The sequence below is a fragment of the Paenibacillus sp. GCM10027626 genome, assembly GCF_042676285.1.
In the GTDB taxonomy this organism is placed as follows: domain Bacteria; phylum Bacillota; class Bacilli; order Paenibacillales; family Paenibacillaceae; genus Paenibacillus_Z.
On sequence record NZ_JBHTHC010000002.1, the window covers coordinates 627,093 to 640,592 of the forward strand.

Genomic DNA, 13,500 nt, shown 5'->3' on the forward strand with positions numbered 1-13,500 from the left:
AGATGGAGGGATGACTGAATGAATGGTTTTCACAAGCGGCGGGAACAGAAAAAGCAGCAAATACTCCGATCTTTGCAGGATTTAATTATGAATCGCAGCTTTAAAGAGATTGGCGTACGGGAAATTGCCGAAAAAGCGGGAGTGTCGCCTGCGTCTATATACAATTTTTTTGGCAGCAAGGAAGAGCTGGCTAAGCAGGTTTTTTATCATTATATGGAAGAGGAAGGGAAAGCCTTTCAGGCGATGATGGAGTCGGAATTGTCATTTGAGGAGAAATTGGAGCGAATGTATGAGCTATCGATCACCAAGCAGGAGACGGTGAAACAGGATGGGCTGAAGAACTTTATGTTTGAAGACTCGGCCTTCAATGCATACATTGAACAATATTCGAAGGTAACGATTATTCCGGCCATGATGAAACTGGTTGAGCAGGGAAAAGCCGAGCATAAAATTACGAAGAGCGTCTCCTCGGAGGCGATTATGTTTTTTGTCCATGCGATTATGCTGATGGTAAGTGACCCGAAGGTCAAAGAGAGTTTGAATACAGAACTTCGCAAAGAAATCGGCCATTTGTTCCTATATGGCGTTTTCGGACAGCGAGAGGGGGGAGAGCAACGGCCCCCGCAAGATGAAAAATCGCGTTGAGGCTCCGATTCCATATTTAATCATTGTATGCGTACCGTGCAGTCTAGACTACAGACGGGGATTAATCTAACCTGCAGGCTGAGTGCAGCGAAATGCTCATGAAGTAAGATGAGAAGAGCATAAAGGACAGCGGATGATCGGGAGGAAGGTATACAGCATGCAATGGATAAGACGGGTTGATCGAGGTATATTGTGGTGGTGCAATCAGCGGCTGAGCAGCCCTGCACTGGATCGCGTATTCGGCTTTATTACGCATTTGGGCGGTGCCCGTTTTACAATATTAAGTGTCCTTTTTCTTATTGTAGTGACTTCAGAGCGCTATTATGAGGCAAGTATAAAAAGTATGCTTGCATTGATCATTAGCCATATCGTTGCTGTGCTTATCAAAAAATCGGTGCGTCGTGCGCGGCCATTTCGCAAAATAGACCTCATTCGGGTGGGTAAATATCCTCTGCCGGATTATTCGTTTCCATCCGGACATACAACAGCGATTTGGGCTGTCGTTACGCCGCTGATTCTGATTTCTCCGCCTCTATTAATGATGCTCTTATGCACGCTGGCATTGCTTGTCGCACTTTCCCGTGTCTATTGGGGCTACCATTACCCGCTCGACTGTGTAGCGGGCGGATTGATAGGAGGCGTAACCGCACTACTTGTAGCATGATGGGAGGGAGAAAGAAATGATTAGACATTTGTCTCATGTTTTACACACCTTTTATGATATAAAGCCTGTGAAAATTACACCGCAGCAGGGAGGCTGGGCCGCGCTGGCCTTCAAGGTTCAGGACGAAAAGCGGACCTATTTCTTGAAAATGTATGAAAAGAGCAGGGCCTCCACGGCCAAATGGACAGCGCTTATTGACACCTATGTTCCTGTTACGGTCTGGCTTATGAACAATAGCCGCTTGCAAGGAAAGCTGCCTGTCCCGATCGCCACGAATAAGGGTACATACAAATGTGAGGATGAAGCGGGCGTATATTTGCTTTATTCGTATATCGAAGGGGCTACCATTGGCGAGAAGCAGCTGACGGCTGAACAGGCCGGCCAGCTTGCCGAATGCGTAGCCGAGCTTCATCGTTATCCCGCAGCGAATTTTCCGCTTGATCTATCAGCACTGACAGAAAATTATGAAGTACCTTTTTTGCAGCCGCTGCATGACAGGCTGGAGGGAATGTGGGAACAGGAATGGAATGAAGAACTAAAAAATGTTCTGCGCCCCCATCGAAAGCAGCTTGTCGCATTGATTGATACGATGCTTCGTTTGTCTCGCACTTTGCAGCAGCGCCATTTACCGCTGGTCTTCTGTCATACCGACCTGCACAATTGGAATTTGATGCAAGCAGGCGGTCAGCTTATCCTGCTGGATTGGGAAGGATTGAAGCTTGCGCCGGCGGAAGCGGATATGATGTCATTCACAGATAAGGCGTATTTCCGCACTTTTCTTGCTATTTACCGAGAGCGGCATCCGCAGTATACGGTCGATCCGGATGTGCTGCAATTTTATCGGGGGCGGCGCAAACTGGAAGATGTGTGGGAATTTATGGAGCAACTGTTGTTTGACCAGCAAACGGCAGAGGACAGAGCGGACAGCCTGAATCATTTGCAGAGAGAGCTAAGCGAACTGACTGAGGTGAAAGGAACAGAGCTGCCATAGCCAAGCGGCGGCTGTTCCTTCACTAGCGGTCAGCTTTTTCCTGTTACTTCCTGGAAGCCAAATGGATGGCATATGGGATCGCATGCTTTTCAATGAATGCTTCAAACGGGCGCGTACCTGGATACGAATTAACCTCGTAAATATAGATTTTGCCTTCAGGTGTAATGCCAAGGTCGATCCCCAGCGCATCGATTTGCGGTTCGACAAAGCTTTGCACGCGTTCAGCTACGGTCATGCCCAGACGATTCAAGGTTTTCAGCATCATTGTGTGCTGGTCGCCAAAATTATTTTCCAAAAACATCTCAATATAGCTAAATGACGAGCCTCTGCTGACATTTACCACATTATTGCCATTCAGGCTGATCGCGGCATAGTGAAACATTGTCTTCCATGACCCGTCCCCGGTTCGGCCGACATAGCTGCGGATTACATAGGGTCTGCCATCCTGGGTGGCAGAAGTAATTTGGGGCTGCAAATGGTGATAGATCACCTCGGGAATGGCAGCCACGAATATTTTAGTCTCTGCGAGTGAAAAATTCGTGATCTTTCCGTCAAAATTTTGATAAATAACCCTGTCTCCGGCTTGATCAAAACGATAAATGCCAAGCCCTTTATGCCCGCGATTCGGCTTTAGAAAAACTTTCTTATGCTTATCAAGGAAGGCAAGAAACTGCTCCGCATCGTTATATGGAGTCGTTTCTATGGCATAAGCGGATAAGACAGCGTCTTGGCTCATTTTTTCCTGAATACTCAGTTTATTGCGGCCAAGCCGGTGCGTGGTGAACGGAATGCCTTCCTCCTCCAGCTGCTTGTATATCCCCTCCTCTTTGCGCGTTGGAATATCATTATAGACAACATCCGGAAAATAGGATACGCGCTTCTGCCAAGATCCTTGGTGATAGGAAAGCCCATGTATCAGTTTTTGCTTGAAATCGATTGAATCAGGATTGAAAAAAATCGTTTCCGCTCCATACTCTCTGGCCACCAGTGCGGCAATCTCGTCTTTTGTCAATGGCTGCTTATATTTTCTTAAAAAACCAATCAGCATGTATGTCACTCCTTGATGTTGACGACGCTGCTTTGAAACGGTCGTTTAAAACAAGTATAAGGTATACGTACAAGTTGTACAATTCCTATTTGGTCTAATTTACAGAGTAGTTCTTTAGATAGAGAACGGGTGATGCTTGTTTAAGAGAGACAATTCGTGTATTATTTATATTGACTGTAATTTGTTATTTTGGTCAATATAAAAAAGCGGGGGATCATAATGCCCAAAATTGTTAGCGAGCACGAAAAAGAAATGGTGCGCAAGGCGATGTATATAAAAGGGATCGAATTGATACGGCAAAAAGGAGTCAAGCGGGTTACTGTGGATGATATTGCAGCCGCGGCACAGATTGGCAAAGGTACCTTCTATGCCTACTATAGTTCGAAGGAGCATTTTTTGTATGCCATTATAAAGCAGGCTGAACAGTGGTTGTTTGCCCGGGTAGAGGAGGTCTTGGCTGGACAGCTGGGGAAAAAGCAAAGGATCTTAAAAGCGCTGAAAGAGATCTACTTGGCAGCAGATAGTATCGTTTTAGCGGTGACGCCGGAGGATATCGAATATTTATTGCGCAAGCTGCCAAGCGAGGTGGAGGACTGGGAAGCACGCAAATCTAATGATTATTTTGCTCGAACAGCCGCGCTTTGCGATATCGATCCGGCTCATTGCAATCCGGCCGTGCTGGCTCATCTGATGGAAGCTCTTCATTATATGCTGTCGAGCGGACAGCAAACTGAAACTGCGGAACGTGCACAGGCAATAGATATAATGGTTGAAACGATTGCTGCGTATATGGCGGGTGAGCGATCATGATAATGGCAGGGCTTATTTTTGCGGCAGTGCTCGCCGTCATTATTATTCTGTCTTTTTACATTTTGCTGAGAAAAAGGAAGCTTGCCAAAGAAACCCGCATTATTTCTCCAAACGGGATCGATTGCCGGGAGTTTGTTACAATCGGCGGCATTGCTCAATATTTGCATCATCGCGGGGAAAATGTAGATAACCCTGTGCTATTGTTTTTGCATGGCGGTCCGGGCGAGCCGATCTTGCCGTTTGCCTATCGCTTTCAATTGGCTTGGGAGCAGCGGGTGACAGTCGTGCACTGGGATCAGCGGGGCTGCGGTAAAACCTATTTTCGCAATGAAACGAAGCGAGTGGCGCCAACGGTCACTGTAGAGCGCCTGGTGGAAGATACGTATGAGGTTGTACAACATTTAAAGCAGAAATATAATAAGGATCAAATTATAATAATGGGGCATTCGTGGGGATCGGTGCTGGGCAGCTTGTTCGCCCGAAAATATCCGGGGGAGGTTCAAGCCTATATCGGTGTCGGTCAAGTCGTTAATATGATGGATAACGAACGGTTGGGATATGAAAAGGTGACGGAATTAGCGAAGGAAGCCGGGAGCAGCGACTATGAGAAGCTGCTGCAGTTAGAGCCCTATCCACTGCCCGCATATAGTAAAATGATGATTAGCAAGCTGGCGGCGGTGCGAAAATATCAGCGGAAATACAAACTGGCCGCCGGCCCGACGATGGCCTTAGTCCGCGATGCGTTTTGCTCACCATTTTATTCAATCAAGGATATGGGCTATTTTATCATTTCCGGGGCTTTTGCTGACGGACAGCGTCATATATGGGACTATTTGCTGCAAACATTTGATTTGCCGGCACTCGGAACCAAATACGAAATGCCTGTCTTTCATATACATGGGGAGAATGACTGGCAAACGCCTTATCCGCTGGTCAAAACGTTCTTCACAACGATCGAAGCACCGATGAAGCACTTCTATTCCATTCCAAATGCGGGCCATGCCGTTATGCTTGATCAGACAGAGCGGTTTAATGAAGCATTATTTCATATTTTGGAGGTTTGACGTATGCCGGATGCATCATCTCGAATGGCAGCTTCTCAGCACTTAATGGACACGATTCTCCAATTGCTGCAGCGTACAACACTCCATGCTGAAGAGTGCGCACCATATGTTGCAACAGCGTTTCAATCGGATTTTTACGATGATTTCCGTTATTATGTCGAGATCGGCGAGAAGCATTATTTGCTGCGTCAATATGAACGTGGCAGGCTGGAAGCGGAATATCGCACCAAGCGAGCGGAGGATGTCATTTACTTGGTTTTAGAAGATGTCATTCACGATCTGACTCACCGCAAACTGCTGCAGAAATATAAGGTTGACGATGCAAGCAGCTACCTGAAGAATACAGAAAGTATCCGTATGGAATTGACTGCTGGTATTAATGAATGTTTCCGTCAAATTGGCGGGGTTTACGAGCAATGGCATGAATCGGGAAGACGACGGACATTCGAGAGCAGGCAGCGACTATAATGCGCTACATATATTATGAACTTTGTAGATGATATAGCGAGAGTGGTATGATAGAACAAGAGATTTTCGATTGTATACGAGATGAAACGGATAAGGGGCTGGAGCAAGTTGGCAATCAAAGCGGTTTTTCTGGATTTTTACGGCACATTAGTCCATGAGGCTGATGAGATTTTACCGGGAATTTGCGTGCACATACAGCAAAATGCGACCAAGGAATGCAGAGCTTCCGAGGTTGGCGAATATTGGTGGAAAAGCTATACGGCGATGTTCCAAAATAGTTACGGCGATTCCTTTCAACGCCAAAGAGCACTCAGTCTAGCCTCGTTGGCTGAGACGATCGCCCATTATCGCTCAGCTTGCATTGCGGAAGAGGTGATTCAGCCGCAATTTGATTACTGGGTACAGCCAAGGCTTTACGCTGACACGCTGCCATTTCTGCAAGCGATTCGGCATTACCCGACCTATATTGTATCGAATATAGACAAAACGGATATGTTGGCTGCCGCCGCACATCATCAGTTTCCCGTGACCGGAATATTGACAAGTGAGGATGTGCTGTCGTACAAGCCGCGTCCCGAGCTGTTTCTTGAAGCGCTTCGCCGCTGTGGACTAATGGCGGAAGAAGTCCTTCACATCGGCGACTCTATGACGAGCGATGTTGCTGGCGCACAGGGAGTGGGGCTGAAAACGATGTGGCTCAATCGGCAAGGTAAGCCGAAGCCGGAAGGGATCGAGCCGGATTACATCTGTCGTGACTTGGGGGAAGCAGGGCGAATATTGCTGGAGCTATCTGTTCGATAGGGGAGCGTTATGCCTCCCCAAAATTGAACGAAATCAAATCTTCGAGCGAGCAGTTGTGGAAGTGCATCCCAGCGACCCACGCGGACCGACGATCCGTTATTTTTCCGAAAAATAGGCCAATCCAAGTTTACGCGGACATAGAATCCCTTATTTGCCGATTTTGCTTGATTTTTGCGGCGATTGGAAGAGTGTCCGCGGACCTGCCGTTTTAGCTATTTTGTTCACAGATAAGGTTGCTACGGTCCGTCAAAGGTGTCTAAACTTCAATTTGAAAAATTGAATCTACAATAATCGGCAGCTGATCGCGGACGGAGACAGCCCCGAAAACCGAGCGTGCATGAACGCCGCGCTCTGCAAATACATCTATCATTAAATCAGAGCAGCCATTCAACACTTTATGATGCTTCTCGAATTCCGGTGTAGCATTTACAAATCCCTGCAGCTTAACAACTCGTTTCACTCGGTCGAGCGAGCCTAAATCAGCTTCCAGCACAGCCAGGATTTCGATCCCGGTTTGCCGCGCAAACTGATAGCCTTCCTCTGTCGTAAAATCTTTTCCGAGCTTGCCTTTCGGGCTGCCCGATGGTCCTTTGCCAGATACAAAAAGCAAATCGTTCACTTGCACGATATTTACATACTTTGCTGCCGGTTCGCTCGCCTGCGGCAGAACGATCCCCAGAGCAGCCATTCGACTTGTGATCGTTTGTCCGGACATCCTGCACTCCTCCTGTTACAGAAAGGGATTTTTAAGAGTATATGGCTTCAAACTGTGGAAGTCAATACCAATTTTTCTGTTTTTACGGTTGAACGATCTGGAGCCTATACTATATGATGATAAGAAATTAATAGGAGAGGGAGCTGAAACGGTAAATGGAGGAGAACTGCAAGCTGACAGCTGCCCAGCAAGCGGCAATAGCGTTCGTCAGAGATTATGCCAGGCAGCGCAAGGAAAGGGCAAAAGAGCTGATTGCCGAAATTATCCGGATGTCCAACATCGGACTGGCGGCATATGAGGATGCAGTAGCAAGCATAAAAAACTATGCGCGAATCGGCCTGCATTTTCACCCCGACCGTCTGGACCCCGATCATAAATGCGTTGCCGAGGCTATGCTTGAACAAGGCGTCTATAAAAGTCAATTCGAGACGCTGCTTTCCAGCGGCAGCGTATCCGCATATCCCGGCGGCCAGCGTGATCTGTGGGAGAAGGGGCTGTTCGGCGGAGCTTATCAGCGGCCGGAGGTTACCAATCGCGAACGGCCCAAATATGGAGCGCTTCAGCTAATGCTTCATCCTGATGGCCCTGCTCCCAGGTTCGGGTCGTGTTACTTTCTGCTTGCCCCCCGCGTTTCCCGGCGCAGCACTTTCACTTATATGGATTCTCACCAAAACCCCGTCGAAAAAGGGACGTATTCAGAGCTGGATGATATTATGGCAGCGCTGCTTGAGGAGATTTTTTTAAGAGATTCCGCATTGGGGCAACAACGCTTATATCCGCCCTCCTTCATAGAGCATTTGCGATATAGATTAAGGGAACCGATCGCTGATCCTGTTCATGACACTCCGGCGCGGAATTTGAATCATTACATCGAAGCACAGGTTCATGGAGATATTCGCCTTCAGGACGATGTAGAGGTGCTTGTCGCCGATCCTTCCTTCCGCGGAACTCCGATGGAAGAGACGTTTAAGAGGCTGTGCGCCAAATATGCGATTGAGCTTTATTGGCATCGCGGCTTCAGGCTGGCAGTCGATCAGGTTCCTGCTGATTTCCGCGGCGCAACTATGCCGTCTCTGGCGAAGAGAATTGCACAGGAAGGATATATTGACGCCCGTTTAATTGGTGAAGCGGCCCAAGCGCTCAAGCAAAATCCGGCTCAGTGGAGCGACAGGGGAACCGAGGCAGAGGTGCTGCAGGAATTAAAGCTGCTCTGGCATGTGTTGGTCCGATATGGATAATGAGCTGAGACGGGCAGAGGCAAATATAGCACACGAACCGGTGCTTTTTTTACTACATAAGCGTTTATGCACTTTCCCAATATAAAGGCTATTGTTAAATCTCAATGTTGATAATCTGTATAAAGAAAAACCGCCTCAGAAGGGCGGTTTATTCAAGTGCATTCCCTCAAAAATGGCTATTCGATAAGTTCAGGTGATGAATCGCCACCCTGCTCAATAAATTTTACTGATGTAGGCGTAACTTCATATTTCCAATACGCGCTCAATATACCCTCTTTTTCCTCTGAATTTTTAAAATCGTTTGCATCCCAATACTCCGTTAGAGTAACGATAAACGTATCCCCTCTCACTTCTTTTGCAGAAGACTCAAATTCCCCAGGAATCGTTATTCCAGGAGCTGGCCCACCGCCGTGTATAATACCTTTGACTTTTTTCGCTTCAGCAGGAAAACTTACATCTGAAGAAAAACGCACATCCCTTTCGCGATCAAGGACTTTAGCAATTGCATCATTACCAGAGAAATTGGTATTTAGCGACGCTTCTTTCCCATCGGAACATGCCGAGAGAAGCAGTGCTATCCCTAAAAATATCGCTTTTCGCACCTTCTGTATCCCCCTTCACTGAATTTACTTATACAGACGAAACATTCTTTATATTGTTGCTATCCCGCCTTTCATACGGCTATGGTAACTGTTGACGTTCTGGATGTGGTGCATGCCTTCACACGCTGTTTCCCGTCGGACTTGAAACGGTAATGAGCCAAGCCATTAGTGCTCGCATAGGAGGTATAACAAGTCTTTTCTTCAAGTGGATCCAGTACTTCGAAACTCCATCAATCCGATGCTCTCTTAAGTGACCTGTTTATCCACCAATAAGAAAGCTCACATACGGCGAACACGCCAACTACGAATGCCACAAGACCGACAAGCCATATCCCCAGAAGCGTCATCGTAAACCAAGTTCCATCCTTGGCAATCAGAAAAATGCTCCCAATAACCCAGAGAAAGTCCACCACAGAAAGAATCAGCACATACAAAGGCGGAATAAGTTTCATTTTTACCGTCCCAAAAACAAAAGCGACGAAAATCACCAGGAAAATCCCCGTTTCGGCTAGCGCGGACGAACGATCCAGGCCCGTCAAGTTCGCTACAAAATGCGGAAATAATATTAATATTACCCCAAACACTCCGGTAGAAAGACCATTCGCCCACAAAGTATAACGAATAAATTTGTCGCCTCTCACGCTTTTCTCCACACGATGGGTTTGATTCATGGATAAACACCTCGATTTTCGTAAGGATTAAAGATCTGATACCGATTGCGTAGCTGTTTTCGACCTGGTGTTTTTGATTAGAACAAGCGAAAGCGGAAGAAGAAATGCGGTATATACAGCAAGCAAGTAGAGACAGAGGCTGAAAGTATCGATATAATTTTGCGCGTTTGCATGCTGGATACCGATCTTATTTGTATGGTAACTAAGCCCGTTCAACCATATGATGCCGATCAAACTAATCCCGATCGCATAAGCAATCTGGAAACCTGTAATGAATATCCCTGACGCGGAACCAACATCACTCTTTCGTATTTTAGCAAGAACAATATTCGTCAGCGGAGCAGCAATAAAACCTTGACCGAAACCGAGAACGAGCAGAGCGGGAATCCACTGGGGAATGGCCGGCGAGGTTCCCGTCATGGAAACGGAATAAGAGAGAAGCAGATAACCGCTTGCCGTCAGGATGGAGCCTATCGCTAGTACATGAGGACCAATCTTGCCGGTTGTTTTGGATGATAACAGAGATGCGAGAAAATAACCTATTCCCATCGGCAAAATGACAACGCCTGCTTTCAAAGCTGAAAAACTTAACCCAATTTGAAGCAGGTAAGCAGTAATGAGAAAAAATGCAGCTTGCGAGGACATCAGCACAAATGCGACGAGCATGCCGACAGTGAATACTCGTTGCCGGAAAAGATCCATTTGCATGAACGGAACACGCTTATTTCGTTGGACTCGTTTTTCATACCACACAAACGTTGCCAGGACAGGGAATGATAAGATCAAGCCAAAAATGAGCGCAGGCGGCCAACCTTCCTTTTGCCCCTGCACGAGCGGATACACAAGCAACAGTAGACTTACGGTGAGAAGGGCAGCACCTGCCCAATCGAACTTGGTGTTTTCTGAAGTGTGGGACTCATGAATGAACGGTATCAAGCACAAGATGAACAAACCGACCGGTACGTTAAAGAAGAAAATGGTTTTCCAATCCAAGCCCCAGGGATTAACCTGCAACAGCAGTCCGCCAATGATTTGGCCAGTCGATGCGGCTAGCCCTTGTGTGGCGCCATACCATCCGAAAATCGCACCGCGCTTTTCAGGCGGATAGTTCACTTGAATTAGCGATAATACTTGCGGTGATATCAATGAGGCGCTTATCCCTTGGAGGATTCTAGCCACTGTCAGTATGAAGATATTGGGTGACAAGCCGCAAAACAAAGAAGCGAGCGTAAAGCCGGCTACTCCCAACAACAGAATTCTTTTCCGCCCGAATCTGTCGCCAAGCCGCCCGCCAATAATAAGGGTAACGGCAAAAGCTAAAGTGTAACTTGTGATGATAAACTGGACGTCTGAAAAGCTTGCGTTTAGAGCGAGTTGAATCGAGGGAGTCGCGACATTGACAATAAAAATGTTCGCAACTGTCAAAAATGTGGAGAGAAGCAAGACAGTGAGTGTCAAATGCGGTCTTGCACGGTCCGTATTACCACCTGGCTGTCGAGAGAGTGGGAGAGCGGCAGTTTTGAAAACAGGGGGCATGGTTAACATCCTTCCTTGACATCCTGAACTGTTTGACAACAGCCGGCAGTTTTTTTAAAATTGAAGAGACAGATCTGTCTCTTTTGTTATTATGATACAGACAGATCTGTCTCATGTCAAATGCAATATTACCAAATTTTAGAGCGGGTGATTGTGATGAAAAAGTCGGCAAGAGAAAGAATTTTGCAAGCAGCCTCCGATCTGTTTTATAAGGAAGGTGTACGGGCTGTCGGAATCGACCGAGTCATCGATGAATCCGGAGTAGCTAAAGCGAGCTTTTACCGTAATTTCGCCAGCAAAGATGATTTAATCGTAAATTATTTGGAATATCGAGGAGACCTTACCTTGGAGCGGTTGGAAGAAGCGGAGCGGCTCCATCCCGATTCACCCAAAATGCAACTTTTTGCAATGGTCGACGGACTTGTCGAAAGGATAAATCAATCCGATTATCGTGGATGTCCATTTATGAATACGGTGGTGGAGTTTCCGGATTCGAATCATCCCGCCCATCAAAGAGCGGTTGAAAACCGCCGGGAGCTATGGGGAAAAGTGGAGGAAGTCATGCGGAAGGGCCGGGCCCAGAATCCCGAAGAATTGGCCGCGCAGTTGAGGATGCTTTGCAGTGGTGCCATTATGGTCTCTTATGTAGACAAATCAGCTTTTAACCGGGAGCATTTTCTCAGTGCCGCACGGCTTCTTATCGAAAGACAGATGTAGAGGGGACGGCATGCGGAATTCCCGTATCGGACTCTTCAGAAGTGATTTTACAGCATAGCGTATGTATTTACTCGATCTCTGTTCCATAATTGCATGATGTCCACTTGTGTCCTCTACCCTCAACGTGTATAGTATATATATAATATATATAATAATTCAGGGGAAATGGTGACACTATGAATTCAGCTAACCGAACTCCATTATACAAAAAAGTACAAGATTATATTCGCGAGCTGATTCATACCGAGAATCTAGTGGCTGGCGATCGAATCCCGACAGAGAAAGAGCTGATGGAACGGTTTCAGGTAAGTAAAATAACGGTCGTGAATGCAATGGCAGGCCTGGCGAATGAAAATGTCATAACCCGCGTGCCCGGCAGGGGAAGCTTTGTGGGGGGAGCCCCGGTTGCGGCGGAGGAGTGGCTCGCGGATAAGCCTGAAGTAGAAGCCGTAGCGGGCAGCGCGCCAGCTGCAGGAAAAAGTGAAGATGATCAAGGCAAAGGAGTTATCGGCATTATTTTGCCATTTATTCACGATTACTTTGCTATCAGGCTGAACTACGGCATTCAGCATGCTTTAAGAGATGCGGGCTACAAAAGTATGATCATGCTTTCCGAGGGGCAGCTGGAGCAAGAAAAAGAAGCGATTCAGATGTTAAAGGCGGTCGGGGTGGAAGGGCTTTTGATTTTCCCGATTGACGACCAGCAGTATAACGACGAAATTTTGAGCATGAAGCTTGATGACTTTCCTTTCGTGCTTATCGACCGTTATTTGCCGGGGATTGAGACCAATTACTTCGCCGCTGATGGAAGACTTGGCATTGAGCTCGCTGTAGAGCATTTATGGCAGCTGGGACACCGCGACATTGCCATTTGCTCGGACTCTCCTCTGCAAACCGTGACGGTACAGGAGAGGCTGGAAGGTTATATGAACGCTTTGAAAAGAAGAGAGGCGCTCATAAATCCGGCTCATATGATTACCGGCTTCCGGCTCGATCATGCAGGCGATTCGGACAACCATCCGCTTTACCGCTATATTCGCAATCGTATGGCTACAGCATATATAACGCTCAACAGCGAGCTGGCCGTTCATATTTATCAAATGGCGGAGCGGGCCGGGCTGAATGTTCCGGACGACATATCGATTATTTCCTTTGACGATCCTACATCGATCGTAGAGGAGTTCAGTATCTTCACACATATTAATCAATATGAGCAAACAATCGGCAACCGTGCTGCCGCGAGGCTGGTCGAAATGATCCGCAGTGATTGGCAGGATGAGAATAGCGCGGACAAATATAAAAAAGTATTACTTGAGCCTAAGCTTGTCGTTCGCAAGACGACTGGTCCGGTGCCTCAATAATGCGGAGATTAGGCGATTTCCAAGTAGGCGTTAAATAGCATACTTAGGAAATCGTTTTTTCTCATTTTAGCATAAATGTCGAAATAAAAAATATATTCAATATTGACATATTGTATATATTGTATTAAAGTGGGAGCATGTTAGTTGAATTTGCCAAGTGTCTTGTCTT

15 protein-coding genes and 1 pseudogene are annotated in these 13,500 nt (G+C 46.9%); 10 read left to right on the top strand and 6 right to left on the bottom strand.

The genetic code is table 11. The annotated features are described in order from the left end of the window. Nucleotides 1-18: 18 nt before the first annotated feature. The 3 genes from ACFQ0N_RS06530 (at nt 19) to ACFQ0N_RS06540 (ending at nt 2,300) form a co-directional block, all read left to right on the top strand. Nucleotides 19-645: a TetR/AcrR family transcriptional regulator gene (locus ACFQ0N_RS06530; protein WP_379324019.1), complete on the top strand. Its 627-nt coding sequence runs from the start codon at nt 19-21 to the stop codon at nt 643-645. A 157-nt stretch (nt 646-802) separates the two neighbouring features. Beyond that, entirely contained in the window at nt 803-1,309 is a 507-nt protein-coding gene (locus ACFQ0N_RS06535; RefSeq protein WP_379324021.1) for a phosphatase PAP2 family protein, read from the top strand. Nucleotides 1,310-1,325: 16 nt separating this feature from the next. Next, nucleotides 1,326-2,300, top strand: coding sequence for an aminoglycoside phosphotransferase family protein (locus ACFQ0N_RS06540; RefSeq protein WP_379324023.1), 975 nt, complete (start codon nt 1,326-1,328; stop codon nt 2,298-2,300). A 43-nt stretch (nt 2,301-2,343) separates the two neighbouring features. Here the strand turns inward: ACFQ0N_RS06540 and ACFQ0N_RS06545 are convergent, their stop codons facing one another. After that, the gene (locus ACFQ0N_RS06545) at nt 2,344-3,348 is read right to left on the bottom strand and encodes a YheC/YheD family protein (RefSeq protein ID WP_379324025.1); all 1,005 of its coding nucleotides are present in this window, start codon (nt 3,346-3,348) and stop codon (nt 2,344-2,346) included. Between the two features lie 219 nt (nt 3,349-3,567). On the opposite strand from ACFQ0N_RS06545, the gene ACFQ0N_RS06550 reads away from it, so the two are divergent. The 4 genes from ACFQ0N_RS06550 to ACFQ0N_RS06565 all read left to right on the top strand — a co-directional run bounded on the left by ACFQ0N_RS06550 (nt 3,568) and on the right by ACFQ0N_RS06565 (nt 6,491). Further along, complete coding sequence (locus ACFQ0N_RS06550; protein WP_379324027.1) at nt 3,568-4,158, top strand: TetR/AcrR family transcriptional regulator; 591 nt, start codon at nt 3,568-3,570, stop codon at nt 4,156-4,158. After that, nucleotides 4,155-5,222 carry an alpha/beta fold hydrolase gene (locus ACFQ0N_RS06555; RefSeq protein WP_379324029.1) on the top strand — a complete coding sequence of 356 codons (1,068 nt, stop codon included), beginning with the start codon at nt 4,155-4,157 and terminating at the stop codon, nt 5,220-5,222. The genes ACFQ0N_RS06550 and ACFQ0N_RS06555 overlap by 4 nt, the downstream gene beginning before the upstream one ends. Nucleotides 5,223-5,225: 3 nt before the next feature. Continuing rightward, complete coding sequence (locus ACFQ0N_RS06560) at nt 5,226-5,690, top strand: Imm63 family immunity protein (protein WP_379324031.1); 465 nt, start codon at nt 5,226-5,228, stop codon at nt 5,688-5,690. A 108-nt stretch (nt 5,691-5,798) separates the two neighbouring features. Then, complete coding sequence (locus ACFQ0N_RS06565) at nt 5,799-6,491, top strand: HAD family hydrolase (RefSeq protein WP_379324033.1); 693 nt, start codon at nt 5,799-5,801, stop codon at nt 6,489-6,491. A 256-nt stretch (nt 6,492-6,747) separates the two neighbouring features. Here ACFQ0N_RS06565 and ACFQ0N_RS06570 read toward each other — a convergent pair whose 3' ends face one another. Next, nucleotides 6,748-7,206: a RidA family protein gene (locus tag ACFQ0N_RS06570; RefSeq protein WP_379324035.1), complete on the bottom strand. Its 459-nt coding sequence runs from the start codon at nt 7,204-7,206 to the stop codon at nt 6,748-6,750. A 155-nt stretch (nt 7,207-7,361) separates the two neighbouring features. Between ACFQ0N_RS06570 and ACFQ0N_RS06575 the strand changes: the two genes are divergently transcribed. Next, nucleotides 7,362-8,444 carry a DUF3626 domain-containing protein gene (locus ACFQ0N_RS06575; RefSeq protein ID WP_379324037.1) on the top strand — a complete coding sequence of 361 codons (1,083 nt, stop codon included), beginning with the start codon at nt 7,362-7,364 and terminating at the stop codon, nt 8,442-8,444. 176 nt (nt 8,445-8,620) lie between these two features. Here the strand turns inward: ACFQ0N_RS06575 and ACFQ0N_RS06580 are convergent, their stop codons facing one another. The 4 genes and pseudogenes from ACFQ0N_RS06580 to ACFQ0N_RS06595 all read right to left on the bottom strand — a co-directional run bounded on the left by ACFQ0N_RS06580 (nt 8,621) and on the right by ACFQ0N_RS06595 (nt 11,292). Then, complete coding sequence (locus ACFQ0N_RS06580; protein ID WP_379324039.1) at nt 8,621-9,046, bottom strand: hypothetical protein; 426 nt, start codon at nt 9,044-9,046, stop codon at nt 8,621-8,623. A gap of 54 nt (nt 9,047-9,100) precedes the next feature. Further along, nucleotides 9,101-9,234 (bottom strand): annotated as a pseudogene (locus ACFQ0N_RS06585) (IS1595 family transposase); the annotation flags it as partial. A gap of 42 nt (nt 9,235-9,276) precedes the next feature. Then, complete coding sequence (locus ACFQ0N_RS06590; RefSeq protein ID WP_379324041.1) at nt 9,277-9,717, bottom strand: hypothetical protein; 441 nt, start codon at nt 9,715-9,717, stop codon at nt 9,277-9,279. Between the two features lie 27 nt (nt 9,718-9,744). Then, a complete protein-coding gene (locus ACFQ0N_RS06595) occupies nt 9,745-11,292 on the bottom strand; it encodes an MFS transporter (protein WP_379324043.1) in 1,548 nt (515 codons plus the stop codon). 117 nt (nt 11,293-11,409) lie between these two features. Between ACFQ0N_RS06595 and ACFQ0N_RS06600 the strand changes: the two genes are divergently transcribed. Both ACFQ0N_RS06600 and ACFQ0N_RS06605 read left to right on the top strand, forming a co-directional pair. After that, nucleotides 11,410-11,970 carry a TetR/AcrR family transcriptional regulator gene (locus ACFQ0N_RS06600; RefSeq protein WP_379324045.1) on the top strand — a complete coding sequence of 187 codons (561 nt, stop codon included), beginning with the start codon at nt 11,410-11,412 and terminating at the stop codon, nt 11,968-11,970. A gap of 176 nt (nt 11,971-12,146) precedes the next feature. Next, nucleotides 12,147-13,331 carry a GntR family transcriptional regulator gene (locus tag ACFQ0N_RS06605; RefSeq protein WP_379324047.1) on the top strand — a complete coding sequence of 395 codons (1,185 nt, stop codon included), beginning with the start codon at nt 12,147-12,149 and terminating at the stop codon, nt 13,329-13,331. Nucleotides 13,332-13,500 lie beyond the last annotated feature (169 nt).